15 protein-coding genes are annotated in these 15,162 nt (G+C 59.4%); 3 read left to right on the forward strand and 12 right to left on the reverse strand.

Translation table 11 applies throughout. The features are described 5' to 3' along the window. Window positions 1-102: 102 nt before the first annotated feature. Window positions 103-1,248 (reverse strand): hypothetical protein, encoded by a 1,146-nt coding sequence (locus AC2CHD_RS06900; protein ID WP_484553044.1) that lies wholly within the window; start codon window positions 1,246-1,248, stop codon window positions 103-105. 206 nt (window positions 1,249-1,454) lie between these two features. On the opposite strand from AC2CHD_RS06900, the gene rpsU reads away from it, so the two are divergent. The 3 genes from rpsU (at window position 1,455) to AC2CHD_RS06915 (ending at window position 3,299) form a co-directional block, all read left to right on the forward strand. Continuing rightward, the gene (gene rpsU / locus AC2CHD_RS06905; protein ID WP_007008828.1) at window positions 1,455-1,682 is read left to right on the forward strand and encodes a 30S ribosomal protein S21; all 228 of its coding nucleotides are present in this window, start codon (window positions 1,455-1,457) and stop codon (window positions 1,680-1,682) included. A gap of 142 nt (window positions 1,683-1,824) precedes the next feature. Beyond that, on the forward strand, window positions 1,825-2,673 hold the full coding sequence (locus AC2CHD_RS06910) for a tetratricopeptide repeat protein (RefSeq protein ID WP_229448386.1): 849 nt from the start codon (window positions 1,825-1,827) through the stop codon (window positions 2,671-2,673). Window positions 2,674-2,813: 140 nt separating this feature from the next. Next, window positions 2,814-3,299: a DUF992 domain-containing protein gene (locus tag AC2CHD_RS06915; protein WP_484553045.1), complete on the forward strand. Its 486-nt coding sequence runs from the start codon at window positions 2,814-2,816 to the stop codon at window positions 3,297-3,299. A gap of 74 nt (window positions 3,300-3,373) precedes the next feature. Here AC2CHD_RS06915 and AC2CHD_RS06920 read toward each other — a convergent pair whose 3' ends face one another. The 11 genes from AC2CHD_RS06920 to AC2CHD_RS06970 form a co-directional block, all read right to left on the reverse strand. Next, window positions 3,374-4,771 carry an NAD(P)(+) transhydrogenase (Re/Si-specific) subunit beta gene (locus AC2CHD_RS06920; RefSeq protein WP_229448384.1) on the reverse strand — a complete coding sequence of 466 codons (1,398 nt, stop codon included), beginning with the start codon at window positions 4,769-4,771 and terminating at the stop codon, window positions 3,374-3,376. A gap of 1 nt (window position 4,772) precedes the next feature. Then, window positions 4,773-5,198 (reverse strand): proton-translocating transhydrogenase family protein, encoded by a 426-nt coding sequence (locus tag AC2CHD_RS06925; protein WP_007008832.1) that lies wholly within the window; start codon window positions 5,196-5,198, stop codon window positions 4,773-4,775. Next, on the reverse strand, window positions 5,198-6,511 hold the full coding sequence (locus AC2CHD_RS06930) for a Re/Si-specific NAD(P)(+) transhydrogenase subunit alpha (RefSeq protein ID WP_484553046.1): 1,314 nt from the start codon (window positions 6,509-6,511) through the stop codon (window positions 5,198-5,200). The genes AC2CHD_RS06925 and AC2CHD_RS06930 overlap by 1 nt, the downstream gene beginning before the upstream one ends. A gap of 85 nt (window positions 6,512-6,596) precedes the next feature. Further along, the gene (locus tag AC2CHD_RS06935) at window positions 6,597-6,824 is read right to left on the reverse strand and encodes an aa3-type cytochrome c oxidase subunit IV (RefSeq protein WP_229448380.1); all 228 of its coding nucleotides are present in this window, start codon (window positions 6,822-6,824) and stop codon (window positions 6,597-6,599) included. A gap of 214 nt (window positions 6,825-7,038) precedes the next feature. Continuing rightward, the gene (locus AC2CHD_RS06940) at window positions 7,039-7,872 is read right to left on the reverse strand and encodes an ABC transporter ATP-binding protein (RefSeq protein ID WP_484553047.1); all 834 of its coding nucleotides are present in this window, start codon (window positions 7,870-7,872) and stop codon (window positions 7,039-7,041) included. Between the two features lie 77 nt (window positions 7,873-7,949). Then, entirely contained in the window at window positions 7,950-9,269 is a 1,320-nt protein-coding gene (locus AC2CHD_RS06945; RefSeq protein ID WP_484553048.1) for an ABC transporter substrate-binding protein, read from the reverse strand. A gap of 72 nt (window positions 9,270-9,341) precedes the next feature. Next, the gene (locus AC2CHD_RS06950) at window positions 9,342-10,418 is read right to left on the reverse strand and encodes a branched-chain amino acid ABC transporter permease (protein ID WP_484553049.1); all 1,077 of its coding nucleotides are present in this window, start codon (window positions 10,416-10,418) and stop codon (window positions 9,342-9,344) included. Window positions 10,419-10,421: 3 nt separating this feature from the next. After that, complete coding sequence (locus AC2CHD_RS06955) at window positions 10,422-11,381, reverse strand: branched-chain amino acid ABC transporter permease (protein ID WP_065815812.1); 960 nt, start codon at window positions 11,379-11,381, stop codon at window positions 10,422-10,424. 19 nt (window positions 11,382-11,400) lie between these two features. Beyond that, the gene (locus AC2CHD_RS06960) at window positions 11,401-12,225 is read right to left on the reverse strand and encodes an ABC transporter ATP-binding protein (RefSeq protein WP_484553050.1); all 825 of its coding nucleotides are present in this window, start codon (window positions 12,223-12,225) and stop codon (window positions 11,401-11,403) included. Continuing rightward, window positions 12,222-14,198 carry an AMP-binding protein gene (locus AC2CHD_RS06965; RefSeq protein WP_484553051.1) on the reverse strand — a complete coding sequence of 659 codons (1,977 nt, stop codon included), beginning with the start codon at window positions 14,196-14,198 and terminating at the stop codon, window positions 12,222-12,224. Before AC2CHD_RS06965 ends, AC2CHD_RS06960 begins: the two co-directional genes overlap by 4 nt. A 247-nt stretch (window positions 14,199-14,445) precedes the next feature. After that, window positions 14,446-15,120, reverse strand: a complete 675-nt coding sequence (locus tag AC2CHD_RS06970; protein WP_484553052.1) for a Crp/Fnr family transcriptional regulator — start codon at window positions 15,118-15,120, stop codon at window positions 14,446-14,448. Window positions 15,121-15,162 lie beyond the last annotated feature (42 nt).

The raw sequence follows: 15,162 nt of genomic DNA on the forward strand, positions 1-15,162 counted from the left end.
AATCAAGGCGCCTTGCAAACGGACGCCCCGGATATCAGCCTAGCAGTAGCGAAATACGAGGCAATGCCTTGCACTGATTGCGACGGAGATTGCCGTTTTGCGTCAATCTTCCTGATGGGCTTTCGTCTGCCTGAAAAGTGGTGTCTCGCCCGAAAAACGCTCCATCAGCATCCCGCCAAACGCCAGGAAGAGAAAAGCGATATAGAATTCTCGAACCTCGGAAAGTTCGTACCCATCCACCATCGCCTCTCCGCCAAAGAGAAACACCAGCATGGTGAGGGCATAGACGATCACCAATCCGAAGGCAGCTGCGCGCAGTCTTGCAGGTTGAATCCGCCGGGCAATGTCGACACCGATCATCAGGCCCAGAAAATACCAGACCTGATAGGGGACAATGTTCCAGGCTTCGTACATCAGCGAAGCGACCGGAAGCGCCATCAACGCAAAGAAGCGTGACGGCAGATAGGGCTCTACCTGGGCGAAAAACGCGCCGGCACCGCGCGGCCAGCACCACGGCATCACAATGAAGCAGAAGATAGCACTCGTGTAATAGATTGCCTCGAATTGATAGGTGTAGAAATTGTGAAGGTTCGTCTCGTTCTGCACATTCCGGCTAAAAAACTCCGGAGTGGCCCAACCAATCCAGTGCTGTCCCCACGACATCTCCTCCATGAGAATAAGAAACACCACACCAGCCATGCCCGTGAGCACCAGCGCAGGCGGAAAAATGGCGAGCAGACGTCCCTCTCTTTTTCCACGCGCGCCCCAGGCGGCCATCAAGAGGCTTCCAATGGCTGCAATGAGCAAGACTTCCGTGGCCATGCCAAGCGGCTGCATTTCACGCACATAATCATTCAGTGCCGTGGGTACGAAATGAACAGCGGCTGCGACAGCCAGGAGAAACGCGGCAGCCAGAACGATGCCAACCATCACCCGACTGCGATCTTCGATCCTGACTGGAAGAATTTGGATCACAGGTCTCAAAGCAAAGTACAAGAGCAAAGCTGCAAGGGCAGAAAAACCAATACGGGCGCGGCCGAAGGGCGTGAAATCAGGGTCGCCCTTGCGCAACAAGCCATATCCATGGACCACCTCGCCGTAGACAGCCGAGCCGACAACCAGTGCAAAAGTCGCCGCGCCAAAACCAAGCCGCATGGCGCCCGTTCCAGAGCCGGCGACAGCCCGTCCATATCCATTCGCCATGTCGATATACTCCAATATGCAGAACACGCCTGTGTAGTAGCGCATCCTTTTCTCTACGTTAACGCGAAGGAAGGAATAAGCTCTCGAAAGAGGCGTCCACAAGAAATCACTCGACAGCGGGCAATGCTTCTGCTATGTGCCACCGCTATTCGTGGCTGAATTCTGCCGCGGAACCCTTTGCCCATGGGCAAAGGAAAAATTGAATTCAATGCTGAACATATCGAAGACCAACGTTCTGACAGGAAACCCACGTGCAGGTACTCGTCCGCGACAACAATGTTGATCAGGCGCTTCGCGCGCTGAAAAAGAAAATGCAGCGCGAAGGCATCTTCCGCGAGATGAAGATGCGTGGGCACTACGAAAAGCCGTCAGAAAAGCGCGCACGCGAAAAGGCTGAAGCCGTTCGCCGCGCACGCAAGCTGGCGCGCAAGCGCGCTCAGCGCGAAGGTTTGGTCGGCGGACGTCCGGGCGCCCGCTGATAGCGCCCAGCTTTCGACGATTTTTGCTTATAGAGGACGCGGTACGATCTTTTGGTCGTGCCGCGTTTTCGCATATCCGATGACTTTTTGCATGGGGACGGCAATGGCTTGGTTTGACACTCGGCTTATGGCATTAAGTGGCATGACTTCTTTCGACACGTCCCCGTCCCGCACTTCGCGCAAGATGCTTGCGGGCCTTGCTCTCGCAGCGCTTCTGCCCTTGGCGGCCTGCCAAACCGCCACCAATCCAGCCACCGATCTGAGTCGAATCGACACTGCGCAGGGTTCCGCCGAGAACATCGGCTCGCTGAGTGCGGTCATCCAGAGAACCCCCAATGAACCGGAAGCCTACAACATGCGTGGCGCGGCTTACGGCCGCGCGGGCCGGTACCAGGACGCGCTGAAGGACTTCGACAAAGCAATCTCGCTGAACCCACGTTCACCGAACACGTATGCCAATCGTGCCTTGATCCATCGCTACATGGGCAACAATCAGCAGGCGCTGGCGGACTACAATCAGGCGATCTCACTCGATCCCAACTATGACACCGCCTATATCGGGCGTGCAGAAATCTATCGCCTCTCTGGCCGGTCAACCGATGCTCTTGCAGATCTGGAACGGGCCATCCAGCTCGACACGACGGATCCACGGGCCTATTACCGTCGCGGTCTGCTATATCAGGCAAGCGGCCAGCATCAGTTTGCCATTGAGGATTTTGCCAAGTCGATCTCGCTCTCGCCGGATGCTCCTTACGGCTATAATGGGCGCGGGCTCTCCTATCTGGCGCAAGGCGACGATGAAAACGCCTTCTCCGATTTCAACACAGCCATTCGGCTTGATGATGATCTGGCCGAAAGCTGGGCAAATCAGGCTCTCGTTTACGAAAAGCGTGGTGACAAGGAGAAGGCTGCGAAATCCTACGCACGCGCCCTTCAGCTCGATCCGGAATATATGCCCGCCCGCGATGGTCTGGCCCGCACACGCATCTGATTTCTCATATTTATCAGAATCTTAGCCCCGACCATCTAAGCCGGGGCTTTTTTTTGCCCTCACAATGTGTGCACAAATTTATCTGGAACCTTCTTTGCAGTGGCGTGTTTTGAGCCCGGACCACAAAAGGAGTTCCAGTGATGAAAAAAGCAATCATTCTCGCTTCCGTCCTGACGGCCGCAGCCGCCGCACCTGCCCTTTCCCAAGAGCGTGTGGAAGTCGGTGTCCTCGACTGTGTCATCGAAGGCGGTGCCGGCGTGGTGATCGCCTCCTCCCAGGAACTGGCATGCACATTCGAGCCGGCCGATGACAGCCGTCCGCCTGAAACCTATGTGGGTGTCGTGAACAAGTTCGGTTTGGATGTGGGCGTCAAGGACGCCACGCAGATGCAGTGGCTGGTCATGGCTCCCACGGCTGATGCCTATGCTCCGGGCGCACTTGAAGGCGATTATGCTGGTGTGAGCGCGGAGGTCGCAGCCGGTCTTGGCGCTGGCGCGAACATTCTCGTTACCCAGGACAGCCAGAGCCTGATGCTCCAGCCTGTGAGCCTTGAAGGCAAGACCGGCATCAATGTCGCGCTGGGCGTGAGCGAGTTTCAGTTGCGCTCCACATCTGCTGCCGAGTGATCATCCCCTGCCCCACCCGGCAACAAAAAAGCCCGGCTTCGCGCCGGGCTTTTCTTTGATGCCAGTCTTTTGTGTCAGTGATCCATCGCCTTGACGATGTCTTCCGTCATCTTCTTGGCGTCGCCCAGCAGCATCATCGTGCCATCCTTGTAGAACAGCGTATTGTCGATGCCGGCATAGCCGGAGCCGAGCGAGCGCTTGACGAAGAGACAGGTGCGCGCCTTGTCCACGTCAAGGATTGGCATGCCATAGATCGGCGAGGACTTGTCGTCGCGCGCGGCCGGGTTGGTCACATCATTGGCGCCGATGACATAGGCAACGTCTGCCTGGGCGAACTCGGAGTTGATGTCTTCGAGCTCGAACACCTCGTCATAAGGCACCTGCGCCTCGGCGAGCAGCACGTTCATGTGGCCGGGCATGCGGCCTGCGACCGGGTGAATGGCGTATTTCACCTCGACGCCTGCTTCCTTCAGCTTGTCGGCCAATTCACGCAGAGCGTGCTGCGCCTGCGCGACCGCCATGCCGTAACCCGGCACGATGATGACCTTCTGCGCATTCGCCATCAGATAGGCCGCATCGTCGGCGGAGCCCTGCTTGACGGTGCGGTCGATCCCGTCATCGGCGGCGGCAGCCGTCTCGCCACCGAAGCCACCGAGAATGACCGAGATGAAGGAGCGGTTCATGCCCTTACACATGATGTAGGACAGGATCGCACCGGAAGAGCCGACCAGAGCACCGGTGATGATGAGCGCAAGATTGCCGAGTGTGAAACCGATGCCGGCTGCGGCCCAGCCCGAATAGGAGTTGAGCATCGACACGACGACCGGCATGTCTGCGCCGCCGATCGGGATGATGATGAGAACACCCAGCACCAAAGAGGCGGCAACGATCAGCCAGAAAATGGTCGTGCTCTGCGTGGTGACGAGCAACACGATCATGACGACCAGCGCAATGGCAAGGCCCGCATTCACCACATGCCGCATGGGCAGCATGATCGGCTTGCCGGACATGCGACCATCAAGCTTCAGGAAGGCGATGATGGAACCGGTAAAGGTGATCGCGCCGATGGCGACACCGAGCGACATCTCGACAAGCGCCTGGGCGTGGATCGCGCCCAGTTCGCCGATGCCGAAGCTTTCGGGCGCATAGAGGGCGGCAGCAGCCACCATGACGGCGGCAAGGCCGACAAGCGAGTGGAAGGCCGCCACGAGCTGCGGCATGGCGGTCATGGCGATGCGCTTGGCAATCACCGCGCCGATGCCACCGCCAATGGCGAGGCCAACAACGATGAGCACAAACCCGCCAAAGGACGGCGTTGCGTAGAGCAGCGTGGTGCCGATGGCGATGGCCATGCCGACCATGCCGTAGACATTGCCCTGACGGCTGGTTGTGGGATGCGACAGGCCCCTCAGCGCAAGGATGAAGAGAATGCCGGAAACGAGGTAGAGGAAGGATGCAAGATTGGCGCTCACGTCACTTGTCCTTCTTCTTGTACATGGCAAGCATGCGGCTGGTCACGAGGAAGCCGCCAAAGATGTTCACCGACGCCAGGATGAGCGCGATGAAGCCGAAGCCGGTGGCAAGGCCGGAAGCGGAAATGCCCACGGCCAGCAGCGCGCCAACGACAATCACCGACGAGATCGCGTTGGTGACCGACATGAGTGGCGTGTGCAGCGCCGGCGTTACCGACCAGACCACGTAGTAGCCGACGAAAATCGCCAAAACGAAAATGGCGAAGCGGAAGACGAACGGGTCGATCGCGCCACCGGATGCGCCATGCGCAAGCGCGCCGGCGGCATCGGCGACTTCGGCCGCCTGCATGCCTTCAATGGCGGCGCGAACGCTCGCCGCGGCGCTGTCGAGCTGGTCGAGCGCCTTTTCTAGTGCGGTTGGTTCCATCAGGATTCTCCCCCCGATTTGGTTGCGGCAGGCTTATCGGCAGCGCTGGACGCAGCAGCCGGCTTTCCTGCCGTTTTCTTCGCCGCGGCGGAGCCGGCAGCAGCCTTGGCTGCGGGCTTGCGCGCCGGCGTCGCCTTGCGGGCTGGCGCCTTTTTCGGCGCGGCGGCCTTGGCAGCGGGTTTTGCGGTGTCGACGAAATTGGGATGCACGACCTTGCCGTCATGGGTAAGCATGGTGGCCTTCACCAGCTCGTCTTCCATATCGACGGCGAGCACCTTCTTCTCCTTGTCGACCATGGTCTCCAGGAAGGTGTAGAGGTTCTTCGCATAAAGAAGCGATGCGGATGCGGCAACGCGGCCCGGCACATTGAGATGGCCGATGATCTTGACGCCATTGGCCGTTGTGACGACCTCTCCGGCCTTTGCACCTTCCACATTGCCACCGCGCTCGACTGCCAGGTCGACGATGATGGAGCCGGGCTTCATGGACTTGACCATATCGGCACTGACAAGACGCGGCGCAGGCCGGCCCGGAATGAGCGCCGTGGTGATGACGATGTCCTGCTTGGCGATGTGTTCGGCGACGAGTTCGGCCTGGGCCTTCTTTTCTTCGTCGGTCAGTTCGCGGGCATACCCGCCCTCGCCCGAAGCATCCTTCAGGGCCTCGGTCATGATGAATTTCGCGCCGAGCGACTGGACCTGCTCGCCTGCAGCCGCACGCACGTCGGTGGCGGTGACGACAGCACCCAGACGGCGCGCCGTGGCGATGGCCTGAAGGCCGGCAACGCCGGCGCCCATGACGAACACCTTGGCGGCAGGCACGGTGCCGGCGGCGGTCATCATCATCGGCAGCGCGCGATCATATTCGGCGGCGGCATCGATCACGGCGCGGTAACCGGCAAGGTTGGCCTGCGAGGACAGAACATCCATGGACTGGGCGCGCGTGATGCGCGGCATAAACTCCATGGCGAAAGCGGTGACGCCTGCTGATGCCATCGCGGCGACGTCACCCTCATTGCCATATGGATCCATGGAGGCGAGGACGAGCGCACCCTTTTTGTAGGTCTTCACCTCGGCAGGTGTCGGACGGCGCAGCTTCAGGACGACATCGGCCTTGCCGGCATCGGACGCCTTGCCGATCTTTGCGCCGGCCTTTTCAAATTCACTGTCGACAATGCGCGATTGTTCGCCTGCGTTTTTCTCGACGATCACGTCGAAGCCGAGACCTACAAATCGCTTGACCGTTTCCGGAGAGACCGCAACACGGCCTTCCGTTACGTCAATTTCTTTAGGCACAAATATGCTTTGTCCCACCGTCATATCCTTTCGGTTGGACCGTCCCCCCAATTCACGGAGCCGAGGGAGCGGCTCCGCACGTCACGTCACGGCAGAATGGCTCCTAGCGCAGCAGCCAGCTGCCGATCACCGAGATCAGAATGAAGAGAACGGTGCTGGAGAAGAAACCAGCGGAGGTGAAGAAACCAAATGCCATTGCGATCAGAATGGCGACAACCACGACGCTCGAATATTTGATGACGGCCAGGAAAAGATCATAGGTCTTTTCGTGTTCGGCGTAGTCCATTTCCGCGCCCGTTTCGGCCGGTCCGGCCGGCAAATTCTCTGCCATCTCAAAACCCCATGGGAATAGAATTGGTCTTGGGAGATAGCGAAAAGATGACGGAAGGGCAATGGGAGGATTGCCGCATGAACAATCCAATGCGGTTTGAGGCACCAGAACAGAACTGATTTCACGGAAACGGTACGGAATGTGGAAAAATCAGTTCGTTCGACGTGGAATGGTGTTCCACAATTCAGACGCTACGCTCCAAAAAACGCATGAATCACGAGAGCCAGCGCTTGCGCCGCTTGTAGTGTTTGACGTTCCGGAAAGAGCGCCGGCCCTCGCCGCCGACACCGAGATAGAACTCCTTCACGTCCTCATTCTCGCGCAGCGCCTTCGCCTCACCATCGAGCACGACCCGGCCCGATTCCAGAATGTAACCGTATTTGGCATAGCGCAGCGCCACATTGGTGTTCTGCTCTGCCAAAAGAAAGGAGACGCCCTGCTCCTCATTCAGCTTTCTGACGATCTCAAAGATTTCTTCGACCAGTTGCGGTGCAAGCCCCATGGAGGGTTCGTCAAGCAGGATCATCTTCGGTCGCGACATGAGCGCCCGGCCGATTGCCGTCATCTGCTGTTCGCCGCCTGAGGTGTAGCCGGCCTGCGAGTTGCGCCGTTCCTTCAGGCGGGGGAAATAGGAGTAGACGAGATCCAGATCCTCGCGGATCGCTGCCTGCCCGTCGCGCCGGGTGAAGGCGCCCGTCAGCAGATTATCCTCCACCGAGAGATGGCCGAAACAGTGCCGCCCCTCCATGACCTGGATGCATCCACGCCGCACAAGATCGTTCGGCGAAAGGTTCTGGACTTCGGCACCACCGAACAGGATCGAGCCCTTGGTCACCTCGCCGCGCTCCGCATGGAGCAGGTTGGAAATGGCTTTGAGGGTCGTGGTCTTGCCCGCTCCATTTGCTCCAAGCAGCGCGGTGATGCCACCACGCGGCACCGAGAGCGAAACGCCTTTCAAAACAAGAATGACGTGATCGTAGATGACCTCGATATTGTTGACTTCGAGGATCTGCTCGTCTGTCTGCGGCGCGGGCGCTGATGTCGTCATGCCGTCGGTTCCCATGTCTCGGAGACGTCTCGGAGAATTGCTCCCCGCACGCAGCGGGGAGCCGTGGCGAAAAGCGCCTACATGCTGCACTCTTCATTGACCGGCCAGGGCGCGTTGGCTTCCGCGTATTCCTTGGCCTTTTCAGCTTCCAGCTTTTCGATCTCGGCACGGTCGGGTGTCAGCAGATCCGATGCCTTGACGAATTTGGCACCATCCCATTGCAGCATCCAGCCGCCACCATGGCCGGTGTGATCGGCGCATGAGGTGCTGAAGGGGACGAGCATGCCTTCGGCACCGAGCTCCTTCAGCCGCGCCTCATCGAGATCGATGTTTTCCAGCCCCCAGCGCAGTTGCTCCGGGCTGGGATTGCGCACATCGAACTCTTCCTGAGCGGCCTTGATGCCCTCGACCAGAATGACGGAGATCATCAAACCGCGCTGATAGAAGACGGAATCGAACTCGCCTTCAGACTGGTTGATCTGCGACTTGCCGGCATCGACAACATATTTCTTGATGTCGGCCATGAGCGGAGCCTCGGAATTCGGCACGCTCCAGGAAATGGAACGGTAGCCCTTGCCCTGGTCGCCGACCAGCTTGAGGTCACCATCATGGCCGGACCACCAAACACCGACAAACTGGTCCATCGGATATTTGGTCTTTACCGCTTCGGTGATGGCGCCGGCGTTCATCGCACCCCAGCCCCACATCACCACGAAATCGGGACGCTCGCGGCGGATCTGCAGCCACTGCGCCGACTGGTTCTGCATTTCGGTCAAACCGACCGGGATCGGAACCAGGTTGAAGCCATGCTTTTCGGCCAGCACTTCAAGCAGGGGCAGAGGCTCCTTGCCGAACGGATGATCGAGATGCAGGAAGGCGATCTTCTTGTCTTTCAGACTGTCGAGATTGCCATCCGAGATGTTCTTCAGGATCATCGACGCGCCATCCCAATAGGATGACGGCGGATTGTAAGCCCACTGGAACACCTTTCCGTCGGCCATGGGCGAGAAACCATAGCCGGGCGCGAGGATCGGGATCTTGTCGACATTCGACTTGGGCAGGACCTGAAGCGTGATGCCGGTCGACCAGGGCTGCGTGACCACGGCGCGCGCCTTGGTCTTTTCGTAGCACTCGACACCCTTCTCGGTGTTGTAACCGGTTTCGCACTCGTCATATTCGAGTTTGACGCCGTTCAGCCCACCATCGCGCTCGTTTAACAGCGTGATGTAATCGCGCTGGCCGTTCATGAGCGGTGTGCCGGTGGCCGCGAAGGGGCCCGTGCGGTAGGCCAGGTTTGGAATGTAGATGGCCTCGTCCTGCGCGGCAGCAGGGACGGCGAAGCAGGCGGCAGCAAGAAGGGCTGACGACAGGATCGCATTTCTGAGCATTCTCTTCATACTCTCTCCTCCACTTGTTCCGTTCTCCGAAAGGAAGGGGCGAACAATCCCCGTCTCAGACACCTTTTCCGCCTAATGCGGGAAAGGCCACAGAATGAATTTCTCGCGGATCATCGCCCAGAATCGCGCGAGCCCGTGCGGCTCGATGATCAGGAAGGCGATGATGAGCGCACCGATGATCATGATGTTCAAATGCTCGACCATGGCTGAATCGAGCGGGAGGCCGAAGGCTTGCGGCACACTGCCGATGATGACCGGCAGGGCAACGATAAGGATGGCGCCGAGGAAATTGCCGAGGATCGAACCCAACCCGCCAATAATAGCGATGAACAGGACGCGGAACGACAATGGAATGTCGAACAGGTTCGCCTCCGCCGCACCACGCCACAGGAACACGAACAGCGCGCCGGCAATGCCCACCACATAGGATGAAACGAAGAAGGCCATGAGCTTGGAGCGCATCAGATTGATGCCCACAAGCTCTGCGGCGATATCCATGTCGCGCACCGCCTTCCACATGCGGCCGATGCGCCCGCGCGTGATGTTGATGGCAAAGAAGGTGATCACGCAGACAACGCAGAGAACGAAGTAATATTGCGTGATAGCCGTGGCACGCGGACCGGCGACAGTGATGCCGAACATCTCGATATTGGGCACCTGGATCGCGCCGGACGCGTTGTAATTGTAGAGCCATGCCCATTTCTGGAACAGCCAGACGAGAAAGAACTGCGCGGCCAACGTGGCAATGGCGAGGTAGAACCCCTTGATGCGCAGCGAAGGCAGGCCGAACAGCACGCCGATGGCGGCAGAAAAAAAGCCGGACATCGCAATCGCCACCACGATGTTCATTTCCGGAAAGATGGTGATGAGCTTGTAGCAGGCATAGGCGCCCACGCCCATGAAGGCCCCGGTGCCGAGCGACAATTGTCCCGCATAACCCGTGAGAATGTTGAGGCCGAGGGCTGCCAGCGAATAGATCAATACCGGGATCAACAGCGCGCGGAAGGTGAATTCGCTCGCCGTAAGCGGGAAGATGACAAAGGCGAAGACGAGGACGACGCCGAGCAGAAACGCATCCTGCCGCACCGGAAACAGCGCGTGATCGGCTTCATAACTCGTCTTGAACTGGCCTGCTGTGCGGTAGAACATGAATTATACCCGCTCGATGATTTTTTCGCCAAACAGCCCCTGCGGGCGGAAGAGAAGCACGAGCAGCGCCAGCATGTAGGCGAACCAGGCTTCGGTGTTGCCGCCAAGCAGCGGCTGGCCCCAATAAATCTCGAAGAGCTTTTCCAGAATGCCGATGGCCAGCCCGCCGATGATCGCGCCCATGACGCTTTCCAGACCGCCGAGCATGAGCACCGGCAGCGCCTTGAAGGCGATGACCTCCAGCGCGAAGGACACACCGGCCCGCGCGCCCCAGACAATGCCCGTGGCAAGCGCGATGACACCGGCGATAAACCAGACGATCACCCAGATGGTGGAAAGCGAAATGCCGACCGAGAGAGCTGCCTGATGGTCATCGCCAAGCGCGCGGATGGCGCGGCCGATTTTGGATTTGTTGAGGAAGACCAGAAGAGCCGCCACCAGCACCATGGCGCCGATGACCGCCGTCAAATCCTTTTCCTCGATGGAGACGAAGCCGCCAAACGGCTCGAACACGATGCTGCCTGTCGGGATGAACAGCTGCTCTGTGATCATCACCTTGTTCTCGCCGCCGAAGATCAGTTCACCGAAGCCGATCAGGAACAGCGTGATACCGATGGTCGCCATGAACAGGATGATGTCGGGCTGGTTGACCAGCGGCCGCAGCACCACGCGCTCGATCGTCATGGCAAGCACCAGCATTACGGCCAGCGTGAGCGGCAGCGCAAGCAGGGCAGGAACGCCCTTTTCATAGAGGCCCACCAGCGTCAGCGCAGCAAACACCACCATGATGCCCTGCGCAAAATTGAAGATGCGCGAGGATTTGTAGATCAGCACGAAGCCGAGCGCGATCAGCGCGTAGAGCACCCCGCCGACGAGCCCTTCCCAGAGCACCTGAAGCAGGAAATCGGGGGCCGCCGCCATATCGGCGAAGGGCTGCACCAGAACATCGTTCAAGAATTCCATGCGTTTCTCCGTCCTGCCCCTAGTGCGGGACGCCCAGATAGGCGTCGATCACATCCTGATTGTTCTTCACCTCATCGGGCGGGCCATCGGCAATCTTCTTGCCGTAATCGAGCACCACCACACGGTCGGACAGGTCCATGACCACGCCCATATCGTGCTCGATCAGCGCAATCGTGGTGCCGCGCTGCTGGTTCACGTCGATGATGAAGCGGCTCATGTCTTCCTTTTCCTCAAGGTTCATGCCCGCCATGGGCTCGTCGAGGAGAAGAAGCGTCGGCTCCATGGCAAGCGCGCGGCCAAGCTCGACACGCTTTTGCAGGCCATAGGGCAGCTTGCCCACCGGTGTGCGACGAATGTGCTGGATCTCCAGAAAGTCGATGATCTCCTCGACCTTCTCGCGGTGCTCGATCTCTTCGCGCAGCGCCGGCCCATGCCAGAGCATCTGCCAGCCGATATTGCGCTTCATCATGACCGAGCGACCCGCCATTATGTTGTCGAGCGTCGACATGCCCTTGAAGAGAGCAACGTTCTGGAAGGTGCGGGCAATGCCCTGCCCCACCGCCTCGTGCGGCTTCATGGAGCGGCGCTCGCGCCCGCGAAAGATGATGGTGCCTTCCTGAGGCGTGTAGAACCCGTTGATGACATTGAGCATCGATGTCTTGCCGGCACCGTTGGGGCCGATGATGGCGCGAATTTCGCCCTTCAGCACATCCAGCGAAATGTCGGTGATCGCCTTCACGCCGCCAAAGGAAAGCGAGACATTCTTCACGTCGAGAAGCACACCGCCCCTGGCAATGCCATCATCCGGCGCGGTGAGCTGACTGGGATCGGGGCGCGGGTTCATTCGGCAGCCTCCCGGACATTTTCGGCCGGAACCGCGTGGGTCTCTGCATCGACGATCTTCACTGTCGCGCGGATGATGCCCTTGCGGCCATCCTCATAGGTGACCTGGGTTTCCACGAATTTCTCCGACGAGCCATCGTAAAGCGCCTCGATCAGCTCGCCATAGCGCTCGGCGATGAACTTGCGGCGCACCTTCTGGGTGCGGGTCAGTTCGCCATCGTCGGCGTCCAGTTCCTTGTGCAAAACGAGGAAGCGCCTGATCTGCGACGCCGCCATCAGCGGCTCGCGGGCGAGCCTGCGATTGGCCTCGTTCACATGGGCTGCGATGGTCTCGTAGACGCGCGGATGCCCTGCCAGTTCCTGATAGGACGCATAGGCGATGTTGTTGCGCTCGGCCCAGTTGCCGACCGCCTGCAAATCGATGTTGATGAAGGCCGCACAGAACTCGCGCCCATGGCCGAACGCCACCGCTTCCTGAATGTCGGGGAAGAACTTTAGCGTGTTCTCGATGTATTTCGGCGCAAACAGCGCGCCCGAGGCGAGCTTGCCGACATCCTTGGCCCGGTCGATGATCTTGAGCTGGCCGTCCGTGTCGAAGAAGCCGGCGTCACCCGTATGCACCCAGCCATCCTCGGTCTTGGTCTCGCGGGTGGCCTCGTCGTTCTTGTAGTAGCCGACGAAAACGCCCGGCGAGCGATACATGACCTCGCCGCTCTCGGCGATGCGGATTTCCACCTCCGGCGATGGCAGGCCCACCGTGTCGGGACGGATTTTTCCGTCTTCCTGCGCGGTGATGTAGACGGTGGCTTCCGTCTGGCCGTAGAGCTGTTTCAGGTTCAGACCGAGCGAGCGGTAGAAGGAGAAAAGCTCCGGCCCGATGGCCTCGCCGGCCGTATAGCCGACCCGCATCTTCGAAAAGCCCATGCGGTTTTTCAGCGGGCCATAGACCATGAACTCTCCGAGCCCGTATTTCAGCCGGTCGAGAAACCCCACCTGCTCACCGTTCAGGATGCGCTCGCCGACCTTTGCGGCGTGGGCGAGGAAATAGTCGAACATGCCCTTCTTGATCTTTCCGGCATCCTCCATCCGCACCATGATCGCGGTCAGCATGGCCTCGAAAACACGCGGCGGCGCGAAGAAATAGGTCGGCGCGATCTCGCGGCGGTCCTCGTTCACCGTTTCGGGGCTTTCGGGACACGCGACGCAGAAGCCAGCCGTGTAGGACTGCGCGTAGGAGAAGAGGTGATCGCCCACCCAGGCCAGCGGCAGATAGGCGATGATCGTCTCGTTCTCGGTCAGATTGTCGAAGGCATTGCCGTTGATGGCGGAACGGACGAAATTGTCGTTCGACAGCATCACGCCCTTGGGGCGGCCCGTGGTGCCGGATGTGTAGAGCATCACCGAAAGATCGGAGCCCCGCCCCTTGTCGATCTCGGCCAGCCAGTTCGCATTCGCCTCCGGTTCCTTGGCGAGCCGACGCTTGCCCTCTTCACGCAGGTCATCATAAGCATGGAGATGGGTGTGATCGTAATCGCGCAGACCCCGCTCCTCGTCATAGATGATCTCGGTCAGAAGCGGCGCTTCGTCGGAAATGGATAGAACCTTGTCGACCTGTTCCTGATCCTCCACCACAGCGAAGGTGACTTCGGCATGGTTCAGAACATAGGCCATCTCTTCGGCGACAGAATCGGCGTAGACCGGGACCGGCACTGCACCCAGAGACTGGGCGGCGGCAAAGGTCCAGTAGAGCCTTGGCCGGTTGGAGCCAATCACGGCTATCTTGTCGCCACGCTTGAGGCCGATTTTCTGCAGGCCGAGCGCAAAGGCCCGCACTTCCTCAAGCTGCTCGGCCCAGCTCCAGCTTTGCCAGATGCCATAATCCTTGAAGCGCATGGCCGGCCGGTCACGAAACCGCTCGGCATTCCAGAGCAGATATTTGGCAAACGTATCCTTAGACGCGTCATGATGCGCCAAGTCGCTTCCTCCCACTGTCAGCGGTAGACCCGCTGTTTTCCCGGCTCCTCCCAGAACCGGTTCTTGATTGGATCGAGGGTTCCACGAAACCCACAACCGATCAACACGCCCCTTGACAGACAGGCGATCAGTTTGCCTTTATACTAACGGAATTCTGTGCGCGGATGCGAGTGTTTCAGAGGCGCAAGGCCCCTGCTCCGACCAAAGTCTAAAGCATCAATCTAGAAGAATGATGGAGCCTTCGGGATCAGGACTCGTAATGGCTCAGTGCACCCGCATCCACCACTGTGATGCGGCCATGCTCGGCCTTCAGCAGACCTTCCTCTTCCAGCGCACGCAAAGCGCGATTGACAACCTGGCGCGAGACGCCGGCCAAAAGACCGAGCTCCTCCTGGCTGATCTCGATCGTGGTGCCCGCACGCGGATAAAGCGTTCGATTAAGGAACCAGGAGAGGTTGCGCGCCACACGCGCCGTCGGCCCCAGAATGCGATCGTATTCTATCGTCGCGATGAACTGGCCCATACGCTCGTTAAGCTGGCGCACGAGAAAGCGGTTGAAACCAGTGCTGTTCTCATAAAGCCACAGGAAGCTTGAGCGGGACAGCATGGCAAGTCGCGTATCGCGGATCGCCACCACATCATATTGCCGGGGTTCGTTCTTGAGCACCGATCCTTCTCCAAACCAGCCGCCATCCGTCACGCCGGCGAAGGTCATCGCCTTACCGGCAGCCGAAATGGCACTGATCTTGATGAGCCCTTCGGTAACACCCGTCCAGTGGTCGAGCCGGTCTCCCCGATGGCAGATATAGCTGCCTTTGGAAAAGGTTCGTTCCGTCAGTCCGCGACGGGCGCGGTCGAGTTCGTCATCGGTGAGTTCGGCAGCCCAGATGGTATCTGCGACCGTGTCCCGTTTTGTGCTCATACCACTTCGATAACCCGGCTTCCCGCGGGCGGCAAGCAGTCG

This window comes from Nitratireductor sp. ATLC21 (assembly GCF_057196525.1).

What these genes read in the sequence shown, in the direction of transcription:
- AC2CHD_RS06900 (WP_484553044.1), bottom strand. Translation starts at nt 1,248, where the DNA reads ATGCGCTACTACACAGGCGTGTTCTGCATATTGGAGTATATCGACATG.
- AC2CHD_RS06910 (WP_229448386.1), top strand. Translation starts at nt 1,825, where the DNA reads ATGACTTCTTTCGACACGTCCCCGTCCCGCACTTCGCGCAAGATGCTT.
- AC2CHD_RS06915 (WP_484553045.1), top strand. Translation starts at nt 2,814, where the DNA reads ATGAAAAAAGCAATCATTCTCGCTTCCGTCCTGACGGCCGCAGCCGCC.
- AC2CHD_RS06925 (WP_007008832.1), bottom strand. Translation starts at nt 5,198, where the DNA reads ATGGAACCAACCGCACTAGAAAAGGCGCTCGACCAGCTCGACAGCGCC.
- AC2CHD_RS06935 (WP_229448380.1), bottom strand. Translation starts at nt 6,824, where the DNA reads ATGGCAGAGAATTTGCCGGCCGGACCGGCCGAAACGGGCGCGGAAATG.
- AC2CHD_RS06940 (WP_484553047.1), bottom strand. Translation starts at nt 7,872, where the DNA reads ATGACGACATCAGCGCCCGCGCCGCAGACAGACGAGCAGATCCTCGAA.
- AC2CHD_RS06945 (WP_484553048.1), bottom strand. Translation starts at nt 9,269, where the DNA reads ATGAAGAGAATGCTCAGAAATGCGATCCTGTCGTCAGCCCTTCTTGCT.
- AC2CHD_RS06950 (WP_484553049.1), bottom strand. Translation starts at nt 10,418, where the DNA reads ATGTTCTACCGCACAGCAGGCCAGTTCAAGACGAGTTATGAAGCCGAT.
- AC2CHD_RS06955 (WP_065815812.1), bottom strand. Translation starts at nt 11,381, where the DNA reads ATGGAATTCTTGAACGATGTTCTGGTGCAGCCCTTCGCCGATATGGCG.
- AC2CHD_RS06960 (WP_484553050.1), bottom strand. Translation starts at nt 12,225, where the DNA reads ATGAACCCGCGCCCCGATCCCAGTCAGCTCACCGCGCCGGATGATGGC.
- AC2CHD_RS06970 (WP_484553052.1), bottom strand. Translation starts at nt 15,120, where the DNA reads ATGAGCACAAAACGGGACACGGTCGCAGATACCATCTGGGCTGCCGAA.